A 4,929-nucleotide genomic window follows, 5' to 3' on the forward strand; every position below is an offset into this window, starting at 1 on the left:
AGTCTCCATACTGCTTTTTCGTTTGCACCACCTTCGATTCTTTCCTTAACGATTTGTCTGTTTCATGTTATACACAGTATAATTCCATTTTATAAAATATTCAATTAAAAAGGTATGCGAATATTTTTTATTTCCGCATACCCATTTATCACTTTATTCTTTTACATATCGAATTAACTCACCAATTTCACATTCAAAATAGTTGCATAGTTTACAGATTAAATTTGCGTCCAGTCTTTGAAATTCATTTCTGCAATATCTATTGAAATTTGACCTTGGGATATCGAGTTCCTTACAAATCATATTCTTACTGATACCTTTTTCTTGTAACAGTTCTTCTATTCTTAATTCTAAATGTCCATAATTCATGTTCCGCACCTCTACATAAAGTATATTTATTAAATCTTTATGTAGTAATTCACTATATAGTGAGGTACTATACAGTCAGTCCCTTGTTAATAACACAAAAGAGGTATGTACATGAAAAAGAAAATCATAGCAACAATCACAATGCTCTGTTTACTGACCGTTCTCTATAATTATCTCAGACTGCCGGACTATCATATTACTAACAGCATATCCTTTAGCAGTGCAGATACCAGAGATACTGAATTGACTGTAATTGTTTACAAATGTTGGAAAATTGATGGATTAATCAAAGACATTGAAAATGAACATAACAAAATCAATGGTACGCCTACCACCTTGGAAATCAAGCTCTATTATCCAACTTATTACTTGCACAATAATAGCAAACCATTCCGAACTACAACCATTGAATATAATAAAAAAGAATAGCACTCTATTACTGCTTTTGAAGTAGTATCGGCTATTCCCTCTCCTTATATTCTTTTGTTCGTATTTTCGCAAACTAACGTTCCGCAAGGATGCCCAGTGCGACGGTTCCTAACAGGGCGGCGGGTCGACTGGGCAAGTGGTCGGCTGAGAAGCATTTTCTACTCAACGACATATTTAACGTTTGATTCTCTCCGTCCCTCATATTTCTCCTGTGCCAACAGTTTATCAAGAAATTCTGACACTTCTTCCATGTCTTCACTGTCTATCAAATCCAGTTTTATCAATACATCAAGGTCTGTCTGATTCTTCGGTTGTATTGAGATCGGCTGAGATGTATCCACAACCACTTTCAACTGTTTTGTCTTATTTGCTGTTTCAATATCCGTAGTTAATCCCATAACGTGGCTTTTACTCACGCCGAATATCTGTGATAATTTTTCCCATATAGATTCATCTCTCGGTGTTCCGTTTCCATTTTCATAGTTCGTAAGCATACTTTGTGAAATGCCTAATTCTTTTGCAAGTTCCGCAACGGTTATATTCTTTTCTTTCCGCAATTCTTTTATTTTATTCATAGCAAACCTCCTTTATAAGCACATTATATTTCATCAAATTTTCTCTGTCAATCTTTTTATCGGATATTCAGATATTTTCTATTGACATTCTGCAATGCTTGTTTTATCATAAGATTATCTTAATATCTGATAATCAGATATCTATAAGGAGGTGAAACGATGATTAGAGGAAATGACTTTATTTTAAATCCAGACAAACTGCAAGAGGAATTTCAGTTAGTAGAAGTTTCTGACTGGGTAGACTTTTCTACAAAAGAAAAATTAGGATTCTACTATACAGTTCTTCTTCCAAAATTAAAGTTTGAAAAAGTCAAAGTAGGCATTAAAGCTAACACAGCGATTGTTACCAACGAAGAACTTGAACAAAAAGGGCAGATTCCAGTCTCATTTGATGGATTACATACTTGGGCTAGTCTCTATAATGGACGTCTTTCTGTCAAAGCAGAAGCTTCCAATATCAGAAAAGTGGGAATGAAATAATTTCCCTACTATGTCAGCCAGTCAGTGCCGGACAACGTCATAGGTGCTGAACTGGCTGACCTCTATACTTGATATATAAAACAACATCTTCCGAAAACAATCGGAACATTCATTACAAAAATTGGGATATGAGGTGAGATTCGTGAGCAAAACAAAAGAGTGTTTTGCATACAATACGAAAATCATTGAAACTCCTACTACAAAAGAAGTATATATTTACGAAAACCCTATTTTTATTCACTCGAAAGAAAAGGCAGATTTAACAGACACAAGTAACCGAAAAAAATTTGATGAAATGTCAGCTCATAAGCAATATGACAGTTTAAAACGCAAGCAGAAGCATTACGAACAGGCTCGTTGGGATATTGCCCGTATTGTTGACTGCAACTTTGATAACAAAACAAAATTTGTAACGCTGACATTTAAAGAAAACATTCAGGAAATCCTGATAACTAACCGAGAATTTAAGTATTTTATCCAGCGATTAAATTATTATTTGTACCATACCAAAACCCAGTTATTAAAATACCTTGCAACGTGGGAGAAACAGAAGCGTGGAGCAATCCATTATCATGTTATTTTCTTTGATTTTCTGTATATAGCAAAAGAAAAATTACAGAATTTATGGTCACATGGATTTATTAAAATCAATCGCATTGATGTAGACAGCAAAGAAAACAGAGGTCGTTATCTTAGCAAGTATTTTGGAAAAGACCTTGATTTGAAAGAACATAAGAAAAAAGCCTTTTTTAAATCTCAAAATCTGAAAGTTCCACACGAAACAAAAGTCATGCTGACCGAAGACATTTTACATGACTTACAAAAAGAAAATATCGTCTTTCAGAAAGAATACACAAGGCAAATTTACGATACCAACGCTTTCTTATCTACTGGTTCATGCTTAAAGGACAGCAGTGTTATCTACATCAAAATAAAAAAAGAAAATCCTTGCGTAAAGGGGGAATCTTATGGATAATCCCGTTACGTTTTCAGATATAACATTATTGAATACGTTAGCCACCTGTGCTAACATGACCACAGATGAAGTCTTCAAAGATTTTAAAATTATGGCAAATAAAAAAATCTTGAAGAATCACAAATATGAAATTTATTACTCGGAATCAGAAAAAAGCTGGCGTACTTATTTACCCGATGAAACCAAACCTAACAAACGCCGTCCTGTTAAGAGGAAGAGTAAAGAGAACCTTGAAAAAGAAATCATCAGATTTTATATCGAAAAGCAGAAAGCTGAAAACCGTCAGAATGTCACACTAGAAGAATTATATGCTGAATGGCTTTTGTATAAAAGAGATTATACTTCCGTAAAAGCAAAAACAATTCAAGAATATGTATCTGAATGGAATAGATTTTTCAAAGATACAGAACTTGTTAAAATGAAGATAGGCGAAATCAAACCAATCACGCTTATCCGCTTTTTCAGAGAAGCTACAAAAGACCGACAGTTCACGCACAAGCGAGTCAGTAATGCCCGTTCTGTTTTGAATGGAATAATGAGTTATGCGATCGAAGAAGAAATTATATCACATAATCCTGTCTCTGATGTGAATTTCAAACAGTTTACCTATAAGCCAGTAGAAGTACAAAGTGACAATGTATTTTCCCGTGATGATACGCATAAGTTATTAAATTATCTTCGGTGTATCATAGAGCCATATTCTCTTGCAATACAGTTATCTTTCTATCTGTTTATCCGTGTTGGAGAAACAAAAGCTATCCGTTGGGAAGATATTGACTACAATAACAGGCTTGTATATCTTCACAGACAGGCGACCTGTGAACGTACATTGAATGATGATTTAACATTCTCAAGCCGAAAAGTAAAAGTAGTAAATCAAATGAAAGGAAATACTTCTCATGGATTCCGTAAACAGTTCCTTACAGACGAAGCACTTAAAATTCTTCACAAAGCAAAGGAATTAAATCCAAATGGAATATATGTCTTTGAACCCAACGGCGAGATTATGACAACAGACAGCTTTAATCGCCGTTTGAAGAAATATTGCAAAGAAGCCGGTGTTCCTTATCATTCCAGTCATAAAATCCGCTTTTACAATGCTTCAACAGCTTTTGACGGAAATAATCTTACAACCCTTAGTTATTTAATGGGACATAGTGAGACAGCTACAACATTGCATTACTTGCGGAATGTCAATAAGCGGAAGAATGACAGGCTTGCTTTTCAGAATCTTGGTATTTCATCATAAAGTGTTCAAAGGTGTTCAAACATTTTAAAACAAAAAAATAAGAGAAACGCTGTAAATTCAACGTTTCTCCCATTTTTAACTAATGCCGCAGACCGGAATCGAACCGGTACGGGTATCACTACCCACGGGATTTTAAGTCCCGGGCGTCTGCCAGTTCCGCCACTGCGGCATATGGAACCTATAGGGCTCGAACCTATGACCCTCTGCTTGTAAGGCAGATGCTCTCCCAGCTGAGCTAAGATTCCATATACTTATGCAATTTACCAAACTCGTCAGCTAAATGCTAACGACCCAGAAGAGACTCGAACTCTCGACCTTCGCCGTGACAGGGCGACGCTCTAACCAACTGAGCCACTGGGCCAAAATAATTTAAAAAATGGACCTTCGGGGACTCGAACCCAGGACCGACCGGTTATGAGCCGGTTGCTCTAACCAACTGAGCTAAAGGTCCAAAAAGCCGATGATCGGACTCGAACCGATAACCTGCTGATTACAAATCAGCTGCTCTGCCAATTGAGCCACATCGGCATGTTGTAACAGAATCAAGCCTCAAAAATCACATTTCCATTATTTAAATGACTCCAAGGGGATTTGAACCCCTGTTACCGCCGTGAAAGGGCGGTGTCTTAACCGCTTGACCATGGAGCCAAAACTCCCCCTGTTGGACTCGAACCAACGACACTGCGGTTAACAGCCGCATGCTCTACCGACTGAGCTAAGGAGGAATAAAGGTTTTTGCACCTTCAAAACTACATACATGTTGACATTTCCTTGAGATTCATTCTTCCTGCGATTCTTGGTCAAGCCCTCACCCGATTAGTAACAGTCAGCTCCATGTGTTGCCACACTTC

6 protein-coding genes and 7 tRNA genes are annotated in these 4,929 nt (G+C 36.6%); 4 read left to right on the forward strand and 9 right to left on the reverse strand.

Features of this window, described 5'->3' with window-relative positions; genetic code table 11:
- Positions 1-153: 153 nt before the first annotated feature.
- Complete coding sequence (locus LI074_RS16590) at positions 154-369, reverse strand: helix-turn-helix domain-containing protein (RefSeq protein WP_004845965.1); 216 nt, start codon at positions 367-369, stop codon at positions 154-156.
- 111 nt (positions 370-480) lie between these two features.
- On the opposite strand from LI074_RS16590, the gene LI074_RS16595 reads away from it, so the two are divergent.
- The gene (locus tag LI074_RS16595) at positions 481-798 is read left to right on the forward strand and encodes a hypothetical protein (RefSeq protein WP_005424128.1); all 318 of its coding nucleotides are present in this window, start codon (positions 481-483) and stop codon (positions 796-798) included.
- A 158-nt stretch (positions 799-956) separates the two neighbouring features.
- Here the strand turns inward: LI074_RS16595 and LI074_RS16600 are convergent, their stop codons facing one another.
- Positions 957-1,373, reverse strand: coding sequence for a helix-turn-helix domain-containing protein (locus LI074_RS16600; RefSeq protein ID WP_005424130.1), 417 nt, complete (start codon positions 1,371-1,373; stop codon positions 957-959).
- A gap of 159 nt (positions 1,374-1,532) precedes the next feature.
- On the opposite strand from LI074_RS16600, the gene LI074_RS16605 reads away from it, so the two are divergent.
- From LI074_RS16605 to LI074_RS16615, 3 genes are all read left to right on the forward strand, one after another.
- Positions 1,533-1,853 carry a hypothetical protein gene (locus LI074_RS16605; RefSeq protein ID WP_005330993.1) on the forward strand — a complete coding sequence of 107 codons (321 nt, stop codon included), beginning with the start codon at positions 1,533-1,535 and terminating at the stop codon, positions 1,851-1,853.
- Between the two features lie 142 nt (positions 1,854-1,995).
- Positions 1,996-2,829: a rolling circle replication-associated protein gene (locus tag LI074_RS16610; protein WP_009320000.1), complete on the forward strand. Its 834-nt coding sequence runs from the start codon at positions 1,996-1,998 to the stop codon at positions 2,827-2,829.
- Positions 2,822-4,078 carry a tyrosine-type recombinase/integrase gene (locus LI074_RS16615; protein WP_004845968.1) on the forward strand — a complete coding sequence of 419 codons (1,257 nt, stop codon included), beginning with the start codon at positions 2,822-2,824 and terminating at the stop codon, positions 4,076-4,078. Before LI074_RS16610 ends, LI074_RS16615 begins: the two co-directional genes overlap by 8 nt.
- Positions 4,079-4,161: 83 nt before the next feature.
- Here LI074_RS16615 and LI074_RS16620 read toward each other — a convergent pair.
- The 7 genes from LI074_RS16620 to LI074_RS16650 form a co-directional block, all read right to left on the reverse strand.
- Positions 4,162-4,247: transfer RNA gene (locus LI074_RS16620), tRNA-Leu, on the reverse strand.
- 3 nt (positions 4,248-4,250) lie between these two features.
- Positions 4,251-4,323 (reverse strand) — tRNA-Val (locus LI074_RS16625).
- Between the two features lie 42 nt (positions 4,324-4,365).
- Positions 4,366-4,439, reverse strand: a tRNA-Asp gene (locus tag LI074_RS16630).
- 16 nt (positions 4,440-4,455) lie between these two features.
- Positions 4,456-4,529 (reverse strand) — tRNA-Ile (locus tag LI074_RS16635).
- Positions 4,530-4,533: 4 nt separating this feature from the next.
- A tRNA-Thr gene (locus tag LI074_RS16640) sits at positions 4,534-4,606 on the reverse strand.
- Between the two features lie 48 nt (positions 4,607-4,654).
- Positions 4,655-4,726 (reverse strand) — tRNA-Glu (locus tag LI074_RS16645).
- A 4-nt stretch (positions 4,727-4,730) separates the two neighbouring features.
- Positions 4,731-4,803: transfer RNA gene (locus LI074_RS16650), tRNA-Asn, on the reverse strand.
- Positions 4,804-4,929: the final 126 nt, after the last annotated feature.

This window comes from Blautia sp. MSK18_10, assembly GCF_020553185.1.
GTDB lineage: Bacteria > Bacillota > Clostridia > Lachnospirales > Lachnospiraceae > Blautia_A > Blautia_A wexlerae.